Below are 18,110 nucleotides of genomic sequence, written 5' to 3' on the forward strand. Positions count from 1 at the left end.
ACGGCGGCCGATCACGGTCCCGGGTCCGCCGGTTTCCCGTGCCGCCCGGTGTCCGAGACCGGCCGTTGGCCGGTTCCGGCCCCGCACGCCGCAGGCCGGGTGTTCAGCCCCTACCGGGTGAACACCTGCCGACATCTGCGTGAACCGCCCCGTGCCGGACCGCTCCCCGGGTAGCCGGGGCGTCAACTGGGGACAGCCTCCTTCGCGCTGCGGCCGCCATCGCGCCACCGCCGCCGAGAGCCACCGCAACGGAGACGCACATGCGCTTCTACCTGGCACTCTGCTCGTCCGAGCCCGATCACCGCGCGCCCGTCGCCGGCCACGTGGTCGCCGCCGCCCGCGCCCTGGCCCACCGGGTCCTCCCGGTCCCGGCCGAGACACTCCGGCACTCCTCCTGGGAGTCGCCGCGCCACAGCGTCGTGCTGCTGGCGTGGACCAACGAACCCGAGCACCCGTGGCTGCCCCGTCCGCTGACGCCCGTCCGCGTGGGCGGCGAGGAGGGCGTCTTCGGCTACACCGGCTACCTGGTCCACCCCGACGACGCCGAGCGCCTGGGCGCCGAGCCCGGCGACCCCGGCCCGCTCGCCGACCGCACGGCGGGCGCGTTCGGGATCTTCCGCGCCCTGCCCGGCGGCGTGGACGCGGTCACCTCGCTCACCCGCAACGACCCGGTCTACTTCTGCGAGCGCGGCGGCCTGCACGTGATCGGCAACCGGGCCGCCCTGGTGCATTTGGTGGGCCGCGTCGCCGAGGAGGGGCCCGACTCCCCCATGCCGCCCGTGCCCGACTACGACATCGCGCCCATGCAGGCGCTGGTGCGCCACGGGTTCTACATCAGCGACCACACGCCCTTCCGGGGCACCTCCACCCTCACCGAGGCGAGCACGCTGCGGGTGCGCGACGGGGTGGCGCGCGTGGTGTCGCGGCCGCTGCCCCAGCCCGAGCCGACCCCGCGCGGCCCGCTGGCCCGCCGCGCCCGCCTGGCCGCCCTGACCGACGCCCTGGTGGAGTCGGTGGCGCCGGTGCGCAAGCACGACCAGGCCATCTCGCTCTCGCTCACGGGCGGGCGCGACAGCCGGCTGGTGGCGGCGCTGCTGCACGCCGCCGGCATCCCGTTCCGCGCCACCACGCGCGGGTTCGCCGACCATCCCGACGTCGTGCTGGCCCGCCGGATCTGCGCGCGCCTGGGCGTCACCGACCACCGCGTCACCGAGCCCGAAGTGCAGGACGACGCGGTGCTGGCCGAGCACCCGCTGCCGCGCACCGCCCGCCTGGTGCGCATGACCGAGGGCATGAACTCCGCGTTCGAGAACGTCATCGCGCCCGCGTCGTTCCTGCTGGAGGCGCGGCTGTCGGGGTCGGGCGGCGAGGCGCTGCGGGGCGGGTGGCTCAACGACCAGTCCTCGCTGGAGCGGGCGGCGCTGCTGAAGAAGTTCGAGACCATCACCCGCGCCCAGGCGGCGCTGATGACGCCCCAGGCCAACGCCGAGGCCGACCGCTACTTCCAGCGCTACACCACCGAGACCGGCGACCTCGCCGTGGCGCTGGACCGGATGTTCCTGCGCTTCCGCAGCGGGCGCTGGCTGCCGGGGTCGCGCACGGCCACGCTGATCGGGTTCTGCATGTACCACCCGTTCCTGGACCACCGGGTGCGCCGGGAGGCGATGACCCTGTGCCCGCGCTGGCGCTGGTCGGAGGAGGTGGTCCACCGGCTCGTCTCCCGGCTCGCGCCGCCGCTGGCCGCGCTGCCGGTGGAGGGGCGGCCCTGGCGCTTCGACGCCCGCCGGTCGCGCCGCTGGACCGGGCGGGCGCGGCCCGCGCTGACGGCCGTGACCCGCACCGGCGGGTTCGACTGGCGCCGCTCCCTCGGCGGGGAGTACCTCGCGCCCATGCGCGAGCGCATCCTCGACACGCCGCAACTGTTCGACCTGGTGGACAAGCAGCGCACGGAGCGGCTGCTCAACGAGGACCCCGTCCGCCGCCCGGGGCAGGTGTGGAACCTCTACACGATCGCGGTCCTGCTCTCCAACGAGTGGCTGTCCCCCACCGCCCCGCTCGGCCAGGAGAGCGAGCGGATCCGGGTGCCCGTGCGCTAGGTGGTCGAGGGGTGGTCGGCGGCCTGGTCGACGCGGTGGTCGGGGGCAGGTGGCGACGAGGGGCGCGGCCGTCGCCCCCCGCCCCCGACCCTGGCGGGCGGTCCGATGGCCGCCCACCCACCTCCGGGCGCGGCACCGTCTCCCCTCCAACTCCATCTAGGCGCGGGCCGCCCATGTCCTTTCCGGGGTGGGCGTGGCACCATGGTCTGGCCATTGGTCTAGACCGGATGGGAGCCCCCCGTGCCCGCTTTCTCGCTGCTGCCCCGGCCCGCCGAGCTGGCGACCGGCGCCTATGACGGCCTGGTCCTGACACCGTCCACCCGGATCGACGCCGACAGCGCCGCGCAGGGCACCGAGGCGTGGCTGCGGGCCGAACTGGGCGCGGCCACCGGGCTGCCGTTCCCGCGCGGCGACGGCGAGAGCGCGCAGATCCGGCTGAGCGTCGACTCCGCCGCCGGGCTCGGGGCCGAGGGGTACCGGCTCATCGTCGACGGCGAGGGCGCGCTGATCGTGGGCCACGACCCCGCCGGGGTGTTCTACGGCGCCCAGACCCTCCGCCAACTCCTGCCGCCCGACGCCTACCGGCGGGCGCCCCTGGCCGGCGCCGCGCACTGGACGCTGCCCAGCGTGCGCGTCACCGACCGGCCGCGCTTCGGCTGGCGGGGCTGCATGCTGGACGTCGCCCGGCACTTCCTGCCCAAGCACGGCCTGCTGCGCTTCATCGACCTGCTGGCCATGCACAAGCTCAACGTGCTGCACCTGCACCTGACCGACGACCAGGGCTGGCGCATCGAGATCAAGCGCTACCCGCGCCTGACCGAGGTCGGCGCCTGGCGCGAGGAGAGCCAGGTGGGCGCCGGCCAGCCGCCCCGCTACGACGGCCGACCCCACGGGGGCTTCTACACCCAGGACGACATCCGCGAGATCGTCGCCTACGCCGCCGCCCGGCACATCACCGTGGTGCCCGAGATCGACATCCCCGGCCACTCCCAGGCCGCCATCGCCGCCTACCCCGAACTGGGCGAGGGCGACCCGGTGGGCGTGGGCCGGGAGTGGGGGGTCATCGAGACCGTCCTCAACGTCAGCGACACCACCCTGGAGTTCTACCGGGGCGTCTTCGACGAGGTGCTGGAGCTGTTCCCCAGCCGCTACGTGTGCGTGGGCGGCGACGAGTGCCCCAAGAAGCAGTGGCGGGCCAGCGAGTCCGCCCAGCGGCGGATCCGCGAGGAGGGCCTGGCCGACGAGGATGAGTTGCAGAGCTGGTTCGTCCGCCAGTTCGACGCCTACCTCACCGAGCGCGGGCGGCGGCTGCTGGGCTGGGACGAGATCCTGGAGGGCGGCCTGGCCGAGGGCGCCACGGTGCTGTCCTGGCGCGGGACCGAGGGCGGGATCGCGGCCGCGCGGGCCGGCCACGACGTGGTGATGTGCCCGACCGCGACCTCCTACCTGGACTACCGCCAGTCGGGCGGCCCCGACGAGCCGGTGCCGGTGGGCACGGTGCTCACCACCGCCGACGTCTACACCGCCGACCCGGTGCCGCCGGAACTGGCGGCCTCGGGCGCCAACCGGGTGCTGGGCGCGCAGGTCAACGTGTGGACCGAGCACATGGACACCCCGCGCGCGGTCGACTTCATGGTGTTCCCCCGGCTGTCGGCGTTCGCCGAGAAGGTGTGGACCCGGGGCCCGCGCGAGTACGCCGAGTTCCTGCCCCGGCTGCACGACCACCTGCGCCGGCTGGACGCCCTCGGCGTGGAGTACCGGCCCCCGGCCGGGCCGCTGCCCTGGCAGCGCCGGCCGGGGGTGGCGGGCTGGTCGCCCCGCTAGGGGCGCACCCGCGCGGTCTCCTCGGCGATCACCCGGCGGGCGACGTCGGGCCGGTCGGAGATGATGCCGTCGACCCCGGCGGCGATGGCGGCGCGCATGTCGTCGGGGTCGTTGACGGTGTAGGTGTGGACCTCCAGGCCCGCCGCGTGCACCCGCTCGACGTAGTCGGCGTCGATCACGGTGTGGTTGGGGTTGATCTGGTCGGCCCAGGTGTAGTCGTCGACGTCCTCGGCGGGGACCAGGCCGAGCAGCCCGTGGGGGACGTCGGGCAGCAGGTCGTGGGAGCGGGCCACCGACTCCCAGTCGAAGCTCTGGACAACCAGCCGGGGCCACTTCCACTCCGGCCGGGGCTTCAGCCACGACGGGTGGTCGGCCAGGGTGTCGGCGATGTCGGCCTCGATGCCGGGGTAGAGGTCGGGTGACTTGACCTCCAGCAGCAGGTTCAGCCGGTGCCGGGAGAGGCGGTCCAGCGCCTCCTCGAAGGTGGGCACCCGCTCGCCGGCGAACTCCGCGGAGAACCAGGAGCCGGCGTCGAGCCGGCGCAGCTCGGCGAGGGTGAAGTCGGCGACCGCGTAGGAGGCGCGGCCGGGGAAGACCTCCTCGGCGTCGGTGGTGCGCGTCAGCGTGGTGTCGTGGATGACGACCAGTTCGCCGTCCCTGGTGCGCTGCACGTCGATCTCGACCGTGGTGGCGTCCAGCTCGTGGGCGGCGTCGATGGCGGCCAGGGTGTTCTCGGGGGCGTAGGCCGAGGCGCCGCGGTGGGCGACGTCCAGGACGGCCGGCACCCGGGTGTCGCGGGCGGGATCGGCGGCGGGGCCGGTGGCGGGACGGGCGGGCGGCGCCGAGGGGGCGGGCTGGGCGACCGCCACCGCCGCGCCCCCGCTGCCGACGAGCGCCAGCGCCATCGCGGCCACAGCGAGGCCGAACCGTCGAATCATGTCACTCCTCTGCTGAAGCGCATCACGGACCGTTCCAGGGTCGGCTCGGACGGTTACCGCGGAGTGTCAGTCAGGCGATCCCGCGGTGCCGCGCCCAGAAACTCCCCCCGGGGGCGGTTGCGCCCTGAAGGACGATCGCACGACACGAACCACACGCTGTGAGCAAATGGTCACGTGATGTGCGATTTTTGATGAGTGGTGGCATACACGCTACGTAGCCGCCAAGTACACGCTTGGTAGTCAACTGAGAGGTCCAAGCATGCGCAAGCACCGCAAGAGGTGGATCGCGCTCGCCGGTGCCGCCGCCGTCTCCGCCGCCGGCCTCGCGGCGGGCGGGGGCGCCGCGAGCGCCGACGAACAGCCGCTGGCCTGGCCGATGGTCCGCCAGTCCGTCTCCACCTACTCACTCGACGGGTTCGAGATCGGGTACCTGCCGCCCGGCCTGGAACGCCACGGAATCCACGCCAAGTCCACCGTCGGCCTCGACGGCGACCGCCGCTCCGAGATCGCCTGGGTCCAGGGGGTCGACGCCGTCTACGGCAGGGTCGGCGTGCTGCGCGGCGAGGACATCGCCGACGTGGACGACGTGCGCGCCGCCCGCTACGACCACCTGGAGGACTCCGAGCTGAAGCGCACCGAGGTCAACGGCGCCCGCGCCTACGCCTCGGAGAAGACCGGCGACGTGTTCTGGGTGCCCGAGCGCGGGGTCGCGGTGGTCGCCTACCTCCAGCCCGACCGGTGGGAGGCGGAGGAGCTGTTCGAGTTCGCCGAAGGCGTTCGGCCGCGTCCCAACCCGTGGGAGTCCCCGCAGCAGGAGGACGAGCCGGCCCAGGAGGAGGCCGCCCAGGAGGACGCCGGGCAGCAGGACACCGCCCAGGAGGACGCCGGGCAGGAGCCCGCCGCTGACGGCGCCGCTGAGGGGGACGGCGCGGACGCCGCCGAGCAGGAGCCCGCGGCCGGCCAGGAGGCGCAGTCCCCGCCCGGCGAGCCGCAGGAGCCCGCCGAGCCCGAGGCGCCCGCCGAGCCGGACCGGCCCAAGCCCGAGCAGCAGCCCGCCCAGGACGCCCCGGCCGACGCGCCGCAGGAGCAGCAGGAGCCGGCCCGGCCCAAGCCCGCCGCCCAACCCGCCGCGGAGATGCCCGCACCTGCCTCGGCGACCGACGGGCAGAAGCCGGTGGCCGAGGGCGCCGAGGAGCCCGCCGACGCCCCGGCCGACCAGGGCACCGACGCCAACGCCGACACCAACACCGGCACCGGCGCCGGCACTGACACCGGAACCGACACCGCTCCGGCGGCGGCCGACTCCGGCGAGGTGCCCTCGGTGTCCGTCCTGGACGTGCGCACCTGCCTGACCGAGGGCCTGCTGCCGCAGGACTCCCCGGTGCGCCCCGCCGACGCCGCCGTCGACGACGGCGCCGTGCTGCGGCTGTGGCAGGCCGCCGACGACCAGACCCGCACGCAGCAGGCCGAGGAGTGCGCCACGCGCTTCCACATCGAGTCCTGGCAGATCGACCAGGTGATCTCCGAGGTCGAGGAGCGGCTCGCCGAGTCGGGCCTGGACCTGGCCACCGAGGCCGAGCCCGCCGCCGCCGGCCAGGACGCGGCGGCCGAGGACTCCGGCCGCGACACCGGCCTGGTCGCCACCCTGGTCGACACCCTGGACTGGGCGCTGCCCGGCGCCTCGGCCCGGGAGTGACCGCCCGGGGCCGGGCGGCACCGCGCCGCCCGGCCCCGCGCCTCCGCTGCCCGCGCACCCCCACTACGCCCGAACCCCCGCCGCCTCCTGCCCCCGCGCCCTCAGCCCTCAGCCCTCAGCCCTCAGCCCTCAGCCCTCAGCCGGGCGCAGCGTGCCCGACACCTCGCCCAGGCGGATGGTGCCGCCGTTCATGCCGCGCGCCGTGGCCGTCAGGGTGACGGTGTCGCCGTCCTCCAGGAAGGTGCGCTCGCCCCCGCCGGGCAGCCGCACCGGCCGGGTGCCACCCCAGCTCAGCTCCAGCAGGCAGCCCTGCCGCCCCGGCTCGGCGCCCGAGACGGTGCCCGAGGCGTAGAGGTCGCCGGTGCGCAGCGAGGCGCCGTTGCTGGTGAGGTGGGCCAGCATCTGGTCGGGGGTCCAGTACATCGCGGAGTAGGGCGGGCGCGACACCACGTGCCCGTTGATCGCCAGCGCCATCTCCAGGTCCAGCCCCCAGTCGGCCACCCGCGCCAGGTGCGGCAGCGGCTCGGGCCACTGCTCGCGCCCGGCGAACCGGGCCGCGCCCAGCGCGTCCAGCGGCACCACCCACGGCGAGACCGACGTGGCGAAGGACTTGCCCAGGAACGGCCCCAGCGGCACGTACTCCCACGCCTGGATGTCGCGGGCGCTCCAGTCGTTGACCAGCACCACGCCGAACACGTGCTCGGCGAAGTCGCCCACGGGCACCGTGCGCCCCAGCGAGGTGGAGGTGCCCACCACGAACCCCAGTTCGGCCTCGGCGTCCACCCGGGTGCTCGGGCCGTACACCGGACCGCCACCGTCGGGCGACTGGCGCTGGCCCCGGGGCCGCACCACGCCGGTGCCCGACACCACGACCGTGCCGGCGCGCCCGTGGTAGGCCACGGGCAGGTGCCGCCAGTTGGGGTGCACCGGATCGTCGCCGGGCCGCAGGATCTGCCCGACGTTGGCGGCGTGCTCCAGGGAGGCGTAGAAGTCCACGTAGTCGGCGACCTCGAAGGGCCGCCGCAGCTCCACCTCGGCCAGCGGCACCAGGTGCGGCTCGACCGCCGGGCGGGAGTCCGCCGAGGTCAGCATGCCGCTGATCTTGGCGCGGGTGGCGCGCCAGGCCGAGGAGCCGCGCGCCAGGAAGGGGTTGAGGGAGGGGGCCGCGAACTCCGCGCCGCCCAGCGCGCCGGCGAGGTCGAGCACGTGGTCGCCCACGCGCACCCCCACGCGCGGCGGCGACCCGGGCCGGGCGAACACGCCGTAGGGCAGGTTGTCGGCCCCGTATCCGGACTCGTCGGCGCCGGGCACCCATGTGGTCGTCACGTTCCTCCTCGAACGGATCGGCTGCGGACCTCGTGCACTCACACTTCCCAGGAGCCCAGCAGGCCAAGCGCGGCGGCGTCGCGCACCGGGTCGCCGGTGCTGCACGAGGCGTAGCCGACCAGCAGTTCGCGGGTGCGGGCGGCGGTGGCGGGGTCCAGCCCGGCCGCCGCGCACGCCAGGCGGGCGGGGTCGGTGGCGGTGAGGGCGGGGGCCACGTCGTCGTAGCGGCCCTGGACCACGGCGGCGGTGGCCAGCAGCAGGTTGAGGTAGCCGTAGTGCGCGGCGCCGGTGGCGGGGTCGGCGCGACCCACCCCCCGGTGCAGGCCCGCCGCCGCGATGAAGGGGACGTCGCGCTCCACGCACGCCGTGATGAACGCGCCGGCCTCCTGAGCGCTGGGGAACTGGTCGGGGCGGGTGCCGCCGCAGCGCAGCTTGGCGCCCAGCGGCCGGGCGCCGCTGAGGATGTCCACGGCGTCCAGCCAGCCGGGGTCGCGGTCGAGTTCGAAGTAGACCACGCGGCCGGCCGCGCCGATGTCGCCGCTGCGGAACAGGTCGGCCACCAGGCGCAGGTCGTCGGGGCGGGCGCGGGTCTCGTAGCGGGCCACCCGCACGCGGGGGTCGGCGGCGGGCAGGGTGCCGGCCGCGCCGGCGTCGGTGTCCAGCACCAGGCCGACCTCGACGCGCTGGGTGCCGTCGAGGCGGGCCACCAGCTCACCCCACCGGCTGGCCGGGCACACCAGGCGGTGGGAGAGCATGGGGTGGGCGACGATCCGGTCGGAGCGGTGCCGCTCGACGGCCTGCACCATGGGCAGCGCCGTGGGCGGGAACAGGCCCGCGTCGTCGATGAGCCCGCGCAGCAGGACCTGCGCCCCGGTGTCGGCCACGCGCACCACCCCGTCTCCGCCTCCCGCCGGGAGCGCCGCGGCGCCCGGCGCACCCAGTCTGCACAACCGGTGTGCCCCGAGCCCGCGCCGCCTCCCCTCTTCGGCGCGCCGCGCGGGCGCCGTCGCCGGCCGGCTCAGCGCGCCCAGGTCCAGGCGTAGCCGGGGTCCTCGCAGGCGCGCCCGGCCGGGCCCAGGTCCAGCGGGCGGAAGGTGTCGACCATGACGGCGGTCTCGCTGGTGCGCTCGGCGCCCAGGGCGGCCTCCACGGCGCCGGGCTGGGGGCCGTGGGTGAACCCGGCCGGGTGCAGCGACACCGATCCGACGCCGATGCCCGACCCCTTGCGGGCCGCGTAGTCGCCGCCGACGTAGTACATGAACTCGTCGCTGTCGACGTTGTGGTGGTTGTAGGGGATCGGCACCGCGTCGGGGTGGAAGTCCAGCGGGCGCGGGCAGAAGGAGCACACCACGAACCCCGGCCCCTCGAACGTCTGGTGCACGGGCGGCGGGGCGTGGGTCCTCTTCACGATGGGCTCGAAGTCGGCGATGTTGAGGGCGTAGGGGTAGAGGCAGCCGTCCCAGCCGACCACGTCGAAGGGGTGGTGAGCGAAGGTCATGCGGGTCAGCCCGCCCCGGGTGCGCACGAGCACCGGGGTGGGGGCGTCGGCCTCGGCGCCCTCGGCCAGCAGCGGCTCGGCGGGGGCGCGCAGGTCGCGCTCGCTGTAGGGCGCGTGCTCCAGGAACTGCCCGTACTGGGAGAGGTAGCGGCGCGGCGGGCGGATGTGCCCGGACGCCTCGATCACCAGGGCGGTGGCCGCCCCCTGGACGACCCAGCGGTGGATGGTGCCGGTGGGCACGCACACGTAGTCCCCCTCACCGGCGTCGATGGCGCCGTAGCTGGACTCCAGGCGCACCGAGCCCGACTGCACGTAGACGGTCTCGTCGCCGACGGAGTTGCGGTACAGCGGGCTGGTCTCGTCCACGGCGGCGAAGCTGAGCCGCACGTCGCCGTTGGCGGCGAGCAGTTGGCGGCCGGTGACCAGGTCGCCGCCGGCGGGCAGGTCGCCGGTGCGGAAGTGGCGCGGGGCCAGCGGCAGGTTGGGCTCGGCCGGGGCGGCGGCGCGGGGGTCGGGCACCGGTTCGGACTTCAGGATGGCGGTGGGCAGGTTGCGGTGGTAGAGCAGCGAGGAGTCCGAGGAGAACCCCTCCTCGCCCATCAGCTCCTCGGCGTAGAGGCCGCCGTCGGGGCGGCGGAAGACGATGTGCCGCTTGCGGGGCAGCTCCCCGACCGCGCGGTAGTAAGGCATGCCGGCTCCTTCCTCGGCGGGCGCAGGGAGGCCCCGCGCCGCCTGTGGGCGGTTGCCGGGCGGTGGGCGACCGCCCGGGCGGTGTGGTGGTTGCTCACTGCTGGTGGCGTGCCCGGCCACGCGCCCTCAGCGGTCGGGCCCGGCCGGGCGGTGCGCCGCCGGCGCGCCGGGGGCGGGCGCGGGCGCCTCGGGCCGGTCCAGCCCGCAGGCGCGGCGGATCGCGGCGCGCACGGCGGCGGTGTCGCCGGCCGGCACGACGGCGCACAGGTGGGCGTCGGGGCGCACGACGTGGGCGGTGCCGGCGCAGCGCAGCGCCTCCGCCACGGCGCCGTCGGGGGTGTCCAGGTCGCTGAGCACCAGCACGGCCACGGGCGCGGGCAGCCCGGCGGTGGCGGCGGCGACAGGACCGGCCGCGGCGGCGTCGGGCACCAGCACGGTGAACCCGGGCCCCAGCAGCCGCCGCAGCCGGGTGGGCGCGCCGGCGCCGGGGTCGCGGCAGCTCGCGTCGGGGCAGATGACGCCGGGCACGGGTGGCCGGGGCCGACCCGGCTCGCCGGGCACGGGTTCGGCGCCGGGCAGCGGGGTGGTCAGCGGCGAGGCGGTGTACCAGTAGGGCTCGGCCAGCTTGCCGGAGTCGATGCGCTCGCGCGCGCGGGGGTCGGTGAGCGCGCGCTCCAGGGTCTGGCGGCGCAGCCGCGCCTCGTCCTCGCCGTGGGGCACCAGGAACCGCATGGTCGCGCCGGTGACGCGCAAATTCTCCTGGGCGGCCGCCCGGCGCTCGGTGTGGTAGCTCTCCAGCAGGGCCTCGGCGGCCCCGGGGGCGGCCGCCTCGACGCGGCGGGCCGCCGCCACCTTCCAGGCCAGGTTCTCGGCGTCGTGCACGCCGCTGTTGAGCCCGCGCGCGCCGAAGGGCGCGTAGAGGTGGGCGGCGTCGCCGGCCAGCAGCACCCGGCCGGCGCGCAGCCGGTCGGCGCAGCGCTGGTGGAACCGGTAGACCGAGGACCACACCACGGTGTAGGGCCGCTCCCCCACGATGCGGCGGATGCGGCGGTCCAGTCCGCCCGAGGCGCGCTCGGCCTCGGCGTCGTAGTCCTCGGGGACCTGCCAGTCGATGCGCCAGGTGGAGTCGGGGCACTGGTGCACCAGCACCTGGCGGCCGGGGTTCCACTCGGGGTCGAAGTAGAACCGCCGCTCGTTGGGGAAGGGCAGGTCGGCGCGGATGTCGCAGATGAGGAACCGGTCGGCGAAGGAGCGGCCGGGAAAGCCGATGCCCAGCAGGTGGCGGACGGTGCTGCGCGGGCCGTCGGCGGCCACCAGGTGGCTGCCGCGCCACTCGGCCGATCCGCCGGCGCCCTCGGTGGCGGCGGTGACCCCGGCGGTGTCCTGGGCCAGCCCGGTCACCCGGTGGCCGTGGACGAACCTGACCAGCGGGCTGGCCAGGGCGGCGCGCAGGAGTTCCCGCTCGACCCGGGCCTGGGAGATGTTGATCCAGGGCGGCAGCCGGCCGGGGGTGCCGGGGGTGTCGGGGAAGGTGACGGTGCGGACCTCGCGCCCCCGGTAGTAGGTGCGGGCCGTGGTCCAGGTGGTGCCCTCGGCCAGCAGCGGACCGGCCGCGCCGAGGCGGTCGAACACGTCCAGGACGTCGCGCTGGAAGCAGATGGCCTTGGAGCCGGCCGCGCGGGCGGGGTCGGTGCGGGGGTCGGGTCCGGCCTCCAGCACGACCGAGGGCACCCCGGCGCGGGCCAGGGCGAGCGCGGCGCACAGGCCGACGGGTCCGCCGCCGGCGACGAGCACGGGGTCGGTGCGCGCGCCGTGGTCGTCGGCGGCGGGCGCGGGGGGCGGCACGGCTCGCATGGGTCCTCCCGGTGGTGGCCGGCGGCAGGGGGGTCAGTCCTGGAGTTCGGCCCACACCCGCCGGTCGCGTTCGGCGGTCCAGACGGTGGGGCGCTCCACGCCCTCGTACTCCTCCCACAGCCGCGCGACGTCGAAGGGCAGGCAGTGCTCGAAGATGGGCCAGTGGCCGTAGCCGGGGGCCAGGGCGGCGTGGGCGGCGGCGAACGCCTCCTTGCGGGTGCCGCCGCGGCGGTAGACCGCGCCGACCTCGGTGCGCAGGGTGTCCAGGAACCCGCGGGTCTGGGCCACGGCGGCGTCGCAGGCGGCGCGCCCCCGGGCCACCGCGCCCCGGCCGCCCACCAGGGCCTCGGCGCCGAAGGCGGCGACCCGGTCCAGGGTGGTGGTGGCCCAGTCGTGGTGGAAGGCGTCGCCGGTGTAGAGGGCGGCCTCGGCCTCGACCAGGTCGCCGGCGAACAGGACTCTCCGCTGGGGCAGCCAGGCGACGATGTCGCCCTCGGTGTGGCCGCGCCCGCAGTACTGGAGGACGAGGTCGCCGCGGTCGCCGCCGAGGTCGATGGTGAGGCGGTCGGAGAAGGTGAGGGTGGGCCAGGTCAGGCCAGGGATGGAGGCGGGGTCGGCGAACAGGCGGGGCATGCGGGCGTACTCGCTGTCCCAGTCGGCCTGGCCGCGCTCGGCGACCAGCGCGCGGGTGTTCTCGTGGGCCACGACGACGTCGGCGTCGAAGGCGCTGGCGCCCAGGACGCGCACGGCGTGGTAGTGGGACAGCACGAGGTAGCGCACGGGCTTGTCGGTGTGCTCGCGCAGGGCGGCCAGCCAGGAGCGGGCGGCGGCGGGGGTGGCCAGCGCCTCGAAGCAGACGAGGAAGTCCTCGCCCTCGATCGCGCCGACGTTGGGGTCGCCCTCGGCGGTGAGGGCGTACACGCCGTCGGCGAGCACCTCCAGGGTCTGCGGTTTCGCGTCGAGGTCGGCGGAACTGGCGAACGGCTTGCCCATGCGGAGCACTCCCGGCGTCGATTATCGAATCGGGCGATCGCTTATAGAGTGATCCTAGATGTGATCCACGGCACTTTCCAGGGGGTCGCGGCGGATGTCGGCGGCCGCCTCGCGCGCGACCGCAGGGCGCGGTCGCTGTGCGACCATTGGGCACAGATCACCTGCTTCGCCCGCGGCGCGCCCGCGCGGCGGTTGGCCCGGTCGGCGCTGCCGCGCGGCCGGCGGGCGGCGAGGAGGACGGCGATGACCGAGGACACCACCGCCCCGGCCGGCGGCGGCACCGGGGCGCGCTCCGGTGCGGCGGGCACCCGCTCCCAGACCCTGGACCGGGGTATCCGCGCCCTGGAGCTGCTGCACCGGGCGGGCCGGCCGATGAGCATCGCCGAACTCGCGCGCGGCCTGGAGGTGCACCGCTCGATCATCTACCGGATCCTGCGCACGCTGGAGGACCACCGCCTGGTGGCCCGCACCCCCGAGGGCGCCTACGAACTGGGCCTGGGGCTGCCGGTGCTGGCGCGGGGGGTGTCCCACGACCTCCAGTCGGCGGCGCTGCCGGTGCTGTCGGCGCTGGCCGACGAGGTCGCCATGACGGCGTTCCTGGTGGTGCCCAGCGGCGCCGAGGCGATCACGCTCACCAGCGTCGAGCCGCGGCTGGCGCCGGCGCACGTGGCCCACGCGCCGGGCGTGCGGCACCCGCTGGACCGGGGGGCGCCGGGGATCGCGCTGCTGGCGGCGCAGGCGCCGCAGCCCCACGAGCGCCCCGAGGTCGCCCAGGCCCGCGCGCGGGGGTGGGCCTACTCACGCGACGAGGTGCTGGCGGGGATGTCGTCGGTCGCGGCGCCGGTTCCCGGGCCGCCGGCGCGGCCGGGCGCGGCGGCGGTGGCGGTCATCTACGTGGAGGGCGCGCACGGCGACGACGACACCGACCGGGCGGCGCTGGCCGAGCGGGTGCGGGCGGCGGCAAAGGAAATCGCGGCTGATTTGCCATGAAGAATGACTTAGTGCCGGTTTTCAGCATGTTTGCGAGCCGGACCGGAGCCGCCACGGGCCTTGCCAAATCGGGTAAGCGCTGCTTACCTTGATCCAGAAGTCAACGGACGCCGCCGTGCGCGGCGCCCGACATATGCCACAGGCAGGGCTGGTTTCGCTGGCTCCCCCTCCCTCAGTGACTTGCCCTGCTTCCCCTCCTGTGGAGTGCAGCCTCCCCCTCCCGGCTGGACTCGTTCGACAGGAGCCGAAGGGGCGGTGCCGGCGCGGCGCCGCCCCTTCGTCGTGCCCGTGGTGCCCGCCGCCTGCGGCGCACCTACGCCGCCCGCCCGCCCGCGCGCTCGGCGGGGCGGCACCGGACAGCGGGGCGGCGCGGAACGGCAGGGCGGTACCGGCCGCCGGGTGCGGGCGGAGTGCTAGGCGTGCACCCGCACGACACCGGCCATGTTGGCGGTGCGCACCTCGGTGACGCGGACGTCCAGCCCGGTGCGCGGGGCCTCCAGCATGCGGCCCTCGCCCAGGTAGATCGCCACGTGGGAGATGTACTCCGGCGCGGTGGGGTCGGTCCGCCAGAAGATGAGGTCGCCCCGGCGGGCGTCGGCGTAGTCGATCTGCTCGCCGGCGAACCACTGGTCGTGGGTCACGCGCGGCAGCGCCACCCCGGCCTGGGCGAACGCCCACTGCACCAGCCCGGAGCAGTCGTAGCCGCCCTCGGCCATGGACTCCCCGCCCCACACGTAGGGCACGCCGATGCGCGACTCGGCCGCGGCGATGGCCTCCTCCAGCACGCCGGAGCGCAGCGGGTCGCCCGGGGCGCCGGCCGGCCGGGGCTCGGGGTCCTCGGCCAGCAGTTGAAGCGACGCCTCCTCGCCCAGGACCTCGCCCAGGCGCTCCTCCAGCTCCCACAGGTCGGCGTCGGGGGCCGAGACGATGATGGCGTTGCCGCGCGGCATGCCGAGTTCGCGGGCCAGGCCGCGCGAGACCAGGGCGTCGATCCCGGCCACGCCGGAGGTGGCGTGGGTCCAGACCTCGCGGGTGATCTCGCCGTTGGCGCCCGCGAGGGTGATCTCGCCGCCGACGTCCAGGTCGCGCTGCTTGCCCACCTCGTCGGAGAGCGCCACGCGGCCCTCGGCGATGCCCTGCCAGATGTCGTCGGAGACGGCGGAGGGCTCGGGCGCGAAGTTGCGGAAGCTGGAGGCGTTCACGCCCAGCACGGCGGTGCTCTCGCCGTCGACGTCGACGCGGGCGGCGTCGACCACCTCGACGGCCTTCACGCCCGCCAGCCGCTCGACCTCCTCGATGCGGCGCTGGGGCACGGTGTCGGGCAGCACCGCGAAGTACTCGCGGGAGCGCGCCTTGGCGAAGTCGGCGACCTCGACGTCGCGCCGCAGCTCACCGGTGTCGCCCACCGGCGGGGAGGGGTCGGCGCCGGTGGCGGGGGCCGCGAACGCCGCGGCGGCGCCGGGGGCGTCGACCGGGGGGCGCTCCGCCACGTTGGGCCGGGGGTCGGCCCACGCGGGCGCCGCACCGAAGGCGGTGAAGGCCACCGCGAACGCCGCCGTCGTACCCGCGCACGATCTCCACCGACGACCCACGTCGACCCCGCTCTCCTACCGTCCCGCCGGCGCTGCGCGCCGGGCCGCCAAGCCAGCACTAAGCATGATGGGGGTGCGCCGGTGATTTCAAGCGACCGAGACGTGAACGCGCGCCGCGACGCGGCCTCCGCCGAGGTCAGCACCCTTGAAAATACCGAAACGGAACCGAAACGCGGCGGGGGCGCCGAATCAGGCGTCGGCGTAGCAGTCCACCACGGAGACGTCGAGGGGGAACCGCACCGGGGTGGCGCCGAACATGCGGGCGCCGGCCTCGTCGGCGGCGCCGCGCACGATCGCCACCGCGTCCTCGGCCAGGGCGCGCGGCACGTGCACCACGAGTTCGTCGTGCTGGAAGAACACGATCTGGGGCGTGCCGAGGTGGGTGTCGAGGCCGGCCAGGCCGCGCCGCACCGCCGCCATCAGCACCAGCGCCCACTCGGCGGCGGTGGCCTGGATGACGAAGTTGCGGGTGAAGCGGCCCCGGTCGCGCGCGGCGCGGTCGGGGCGGTCGGACCGCTCGCGGGCTTCGGGGTCGCCGGGTTCGGTGTCGTCGCCCGCGCCGGTGCGCAGCGGCGGCGGGCAGGTGCGGCCCAGCCACGAGCGCACCAGGCGGCCCTGCTCGCCGTCGGCGGCGGCGGAGTCGACGTAGTCGATGGCGCGGGGGTAGGCCCGGCGCAGGACCGGCAGCAACTGGGCGGCGTCGCCGCTGGTCTGGCCGTACATGGCGGCCAGCAGGGCGATCTTGGCGCGCTGGCGGTCGCCGCCGAAGGAGCCCGCCAGGCGGGCGTAGAGGTCGTGGCTGCCGGCGGCGGCCGCCAGGCCGGTGTCGCCCGAGACCGCCGCGAGGATGCGGGGTTCGAGCTGGCCGGCGTCGGCGCACACCAGGGTCCAGTCGGGGTCGGCCACCACGGCGCGCCGGATGACCTTGGGGATCTGGAGGGCGCCGCCGCCCCGGGTGGCCCAGCGGCCCGAGACCACGCCGCCCACCACGTAGTCGGTGCGGAACCGCCCGCCCGAGACCCAGGTGTCGAGCCACTGCCAGCCGTGCGCGGAGTGCAGCCGGGCCAGCTCCTTGTAGCGCAGCAGCAGCGGCACCACGGGGTGGTCGACGCGGCGCAGCACCCAGGAGCGGGTGGAGGGCACCGGGTGGCCGACGGCGGCGAAGGCGCGGGTGAGCTGACCCGGGGAGTCGGGGTTGACGGTGCGGCCGAACGCGGCGGAGATCCGGTCGGCGAGGTCGGCCAGGACGGGCGGACGCGCGCCCGCCGGCGGGCGCGGCCCCAACTGCTCGGTGAGCACGGCGTCGTGGATGTCGGCGCGCCAGGGCACCCCGGCGTGGGCCATCTCGGCGGCGGCCAGCGCGCCGGCCGACTCCACCGCCGCCAGCAGCGCGAAGCGGTCGGGGTGCTCGACCTCGGCGATGCGGCGCTGCTGGTCGGCGTGGACCTCGATGAGGGCGTCGAGGCGGTCGGTGCCGGGCGGGAGGGTGGAGCGGTCGGGCTCGAAGAGGGCGGGCTGGGGCGCCGGGCCGGCGGCGTGGCCGGGGGCGAGGTCGGGCGGCACGGTGCGGCCGTGCAGCCGCGCCCAGGCGGCGCCCAGCGACCGGGCCTCGCCGAACCGGCCGTGGTAGCCCAGCAGCAGGGACTCCACCAGGGCGGCGTCGTGGCAGCGGGCGACCCGTACCCCGCGCTTGACCAGCGCGGGGTAGATCTGGTCGGTGTCGGCCCAGATCCAGCGCACGGGATCGGCGCCGGGTTCGTGCTCGCCCCGGTGTTCGAGGTCGGCCACGGCACCGGCGAGGTCGTCGACCCGCCACAGCGCACGCCGACCGCCGACGGTGTCCAACTCGCGCAGCCGCCCACCGCCCTCGGCCCCTGGCACCGCCGCTATACGCATACGGCAAGTCTGAAGTACGCAGACGACATTTCCGCACACTACCCGCCCCGTGTCGGATGGCACGGCGAGCGACGGACACGGACGGTGGGATGGGAGGGCGGGCGACCATCGGGCCGCGCACCAGTGGTTGAGGCGGGTGACGGGGCGGCGACGGCGGCGGATGGCCGGGAAGGCGATCACCGGGCCGCCCACCAGTGGTCGGGGCAGGCGACGGGTCGCCGACGGCGGCGGATGGCCGGGAAGGCGGTGCCCGTGGAGCGGGGCGGGCTGTTGGGGTGGCGACGGGGCGGCGAGGGCGGCGGGCGGCTCGGGCGGGCGGAACCGGCTCGGCATGGCGGCGGCCTTCAGGCGAACACGGAATCAGAGGCGCGGCGCGGGACCTCTTCGCCGCCCCTCCCGCGACGAGCGCGCGATCGGCGCGACCACCCGATCCGCAAACCGTCACAAGTTGGACACCAGCACCCCGAAATCTCACATGGTGAGACGAAAACAGCCCTTTTCGCCACGAGACACGGCCACGAAACGCCCTTCTGAAGAGAACCCGCATCTCGCCGCCCAAAGAATCAGGCATAGAAGACAAAACAACACGGCTTGGTGTCAATGGGTTGTTGCGACTAGCAGTTCGTCCAGCTTCTCGGCCGGGGTGCGATACCCCAGCGTCTTGCGCGGGCGGGTGTTGAGCAGCCCCTCCACCCGGTCCAACTCAGCCCTCTCCAC

Annotated in this window: 12 protein-coding genes; 4 read left to right on the forward strand and 8 right to left on the reverse strand. The window is 75.7% G+C overall.

Annotated features, from left to right (window positions below):
• Positions 1-260: 260 nt before the first annotated feature.
• Positions 261-2,096, forward strand: coding sequence for an asparagine synthase-related protein (locus LG943_RS25210; protein WP_270074864.1), 1,836 nt, complete (start codon positions 261-263; stop codon positions 2,094-2,096).
• Positions 2,097-2,336: 240 nt separating this feature from the next.
• The gene (locus tag LG943_RS25215) at positions 2,337-3,920 is read left to right on the forward strand and encodes a beta-N-acetylhexosaminidase (protein WP_270074865.1); all 1,584 of its coding nucleotides are present in this window, start codon (positions 2,337-2,339) and stop codon (positions 3,918-3,920) included.
• Here LG943_RS25215 and LG943_RS25220 read toward each other — a convergent pair.
• The gene (locus tag LG943_RS25220) at positions 3,917-4,858 is read right to left on the reverse strand and encodes a glycerophosphodiester phosphodiesterase (protein WP_270074866.1); all 942 of its coding nucleotides are present in this window, start codon (positions 4,856-4,858) and stop codon (positions 3,917-3,919) included. The two genes, LG943_RS25215 and LG943_RS25220, sit on opposite strands and share 4 nt — an antisense overlap.
• Before the next feature lie 259 nt (positions 4,859-5,117).
• Here LG943_RS25220 and LG943_RS25225 point away from each other — a divergent pair, with 259 nt between their 5' ends.
• Positions 5,118-6,554, forward strand: coding sequence for a hypothetical protein (locus tag LG943_RS25225; RefSeq protein ID WP_270074867.1), 1,437 nt, complete (start codon positions 5,118-5,120; stop codon positions 6,552-6,554).
• 129 nt (positions 6,555-6,683) lie between these two features.
• Here the strand turns inward: LG943_RS25225 and fahA are convergent, their stop codons facing one another.
• The 5 genes from fahA to LG943_RS25250 all read right to left on the reverse strand — a co-directional run bounded on the left by fahA (position 6,684) and on the right by LG943_RS25250 (position 12,915).
• A complete protein-coding gene (gene fahA, locus LG943_RS25230; protein WP_270074868.1) occupies positions 6,684-7,880 on the reverse strand; it encodes a fumarylacetoacetase in 1,197 nt (398 codons plus the stop codon).
• A gap of 38 nt (positions 7,881-7,918) precedes the next feature.
• Positions 7,919-8,764, reverse strand: coding sequence for a hypothetical protein (locus tag LG943_RS25235; protein WP_270074869.1), 846 nt, complete (start codon positions 8,762-8,764; stop codon positions 7,919-7,921).
• Between the two features lie 134 nt (positions 8,765-8,898).
• On the reverse strand, positions 8,899-10,068 hold the full coding sequence (locus tag LG943_RS25240) for a homogentisate 1,2-dioxygenase (RefSeq protein WP_270074870.1): 1,170 nt from the start codon (positions 10,066-10,068) through the stop codon (positions 8,899-8,901).
• A 126-nt stretch (positions 10,069-10,194) separates the two neighbouring features.
• A complete protein-coding gene (locus LG943_RS25245) occupies positions 10,195-11,922 on the reverse strand; it encodes an FAD-dependent monooxygenase (protein WP_270074871.1) in 1,728 nt (575 codons plus the stop codon).
• A gap of 33 nt (positions 11,923-11,955) precedes the next feature.
• Positions 11,956-12,915: an MBL fold metallo-hydrolase gene (locus LG943_RS25250; protein WP_270074872.1), complete on the reverse strand. Its 960-nt coding sequence runs from the start codon at positions 12,913-12,915 to the stop codon at positions 11,956-11,958.
• A gap of 243 nt (positions 12,916-13,158) precedes the next feature.
• On the opposite strand from LG943_RS25250, the gene LG943_RS25255 reads away from it, so the two are divergent.
• Positions 13,159-13,905, forward strand: coding sequence for an IclR family transcriptional regulator (locus LG943_RS25255; RefSeq protein ID WP_270074873.1), 747 nt, complete (start codon positions 13,159-13,161; stop codon positions 13,903-13,905).
• A 413-nt stretch (positions 13,906-14,318) separates the two neighbouring features.
• On the opposite strand, the gene LG943_RS25260 is transcribed toward LG943_RS25255, so the two are convergent.
• Positions 14,319-15,497, reverse strand: coding sequence for a C40 family peptidase (locus tag LG943_RS25260; RefSeq protein WP_270074874.1), 1,179 nt, complete (start codon positions 15,495-15,497; stop codon positions 14,319-14,321).
• A 189-nt stretch (positions 15,498-15,686) separates the two neighbouring features.
• Positions 15,687-17,393, reverse strand: coding sequence for a bifunctional 3'-5' exonuclease/DNA polymerase (locus tag LG943_RS25265; RefSeq protein ID WP_270074875.1), 1,707 nt, complete (start codon positions 17,391-17,393; stop codon positions 15,687-15,689).
• Between the last annotated feature and the right edge of the window lie 717 nt (positions 17,394-18,110).

The sequence above is a fragment of the Streptomonospora mangrovi genome, assembly GCF_027604915.1.
Lineage (GTDB): Bacteria > Actinomycetota > Actinomycetes > Streptosporangiales > Streptosporangiaceae > Streptomonospora > Streptomonospora mangrovi.

Bases quoted from the DNA above. Each gene is read 5' to 3' on its own strand.
- LG943_RS25250 (WP_270074872.1), bottom strand. From the start codon at position 12,915: ATGGGCAAGCCGTTCGCCAGTTCCGCCGACCTCGACGCGAAACCGCAG.
- LG943_RS25265 (WP_270074875.1), bottom strand. From the start codon at position 17,393: ATGCGTATAGCGGCGGTGCCAGGGGCCGAGGGCGGTGGGCGGCTGCGC.
- LG943_RS25210 (WP_270074864.1), top strand. From the start codon at position 261: ATGCGCTTCTACCTGGCACTCTGCTCGTCCGAGCCCGATCACCGCGCG.
- LG943_RS25245 (WP_270074871.1), bottom strand. From the start codon at position 11,922: ATGCGAGCCGTGCCGCCCCCCGCGCCCGCCGCCGACGACCACGGCGCG.
- LG943_RS25255 (WP_270074873.1), top strand. From the start codon at position 13,159: ATGACCGAGGACACCACCGCCCCGGCCGGCGGCGGCACCGGGGCGCGC.
- LG943_RS25220 (WP_270074866.1), bottom strand. From the start codon at position 4,858: ATGATTCGACGGTTCGGCCTCGCTGTGGCCGCGATGGCGCTGGCGCTC.
- LG943_RS25225 (WP_270074867.1), top strand. From the start codon at position 5,118: ATGCGCAAGCACCGCAAGAGGTGGATCGCGCTCGCCGGTGCCGCCGCC.
- LG943_RS25240 (WP_270074870.1), bottom strand. From the start codon at position 10,068: ATGCCTTACTACCGCGCGGTCGGGGAGCTGCCCCGCAAGCGGCACATC.